Here is a 437-nt window from a genome sequence, read left to right as displayed (position 1 = left end):
GCGCCGGGCAGATCGTCTTCGGGCCGATTTCCGATATTGTCGGACGACGGCCTGTCCTGCTCGGAGGCGCGGCACTCTTTGCCGCTTCATCCTTCCTGCTTGCCATCTCCTCGTCAGCACCAATCTTTGTAGTGTTGAGATTGGCGCAAGCCATCGGTGCGTCGGCGACACTGGTTGCAACTTTCGCAACAGTGCGCGACGTCTATGCCGGGCGTCCCGAAAGCAGCACGATTTATGGCCTTCTCGGCTCCATCCTCTCCTTCGTGCCTGCATTAGCTCCGATCGCCGGAGCCCTGATCGCCGATCGCTTCGGTTGGCGCGCCATCTTCCTCGTCATCGGCCTCCTTTCGGTTGCCGCCCTTTTCAATGCCGGCATGCGGTGGCATGAAACCCGCCCCGCCGCCACTGCAAAGATCGCTCTCCGCCCGATCCTTACA

General features: G+C 61.3%; 1 protein-coding gene. It reads left to right on the top strand.

The window, feature by feature from the left end; genetic code table 11:
* A partial coding sequence (locus K6N12_RS33680; RefSeq protein WP_222149183.1) for an MFS transporter occupies nucleotides 1-437 on the top strand: 437 nt, incomplete at both ends.

It is taken from the genome of Rhizobium redzepovicii (assembly GCF_019793435.1).
In the GTDB taxonomy this organism is placed as follows: domain Bacteria; phylum Pseudomonadota; class Alphaproteobacteria; order Rhizobiales; family Rhizobiaceae; genus Rhizobium; species Rhizobium redzepovicii.
This window is presented reverse-complemented; position numbering and strand designations above follow the sequence as displayed.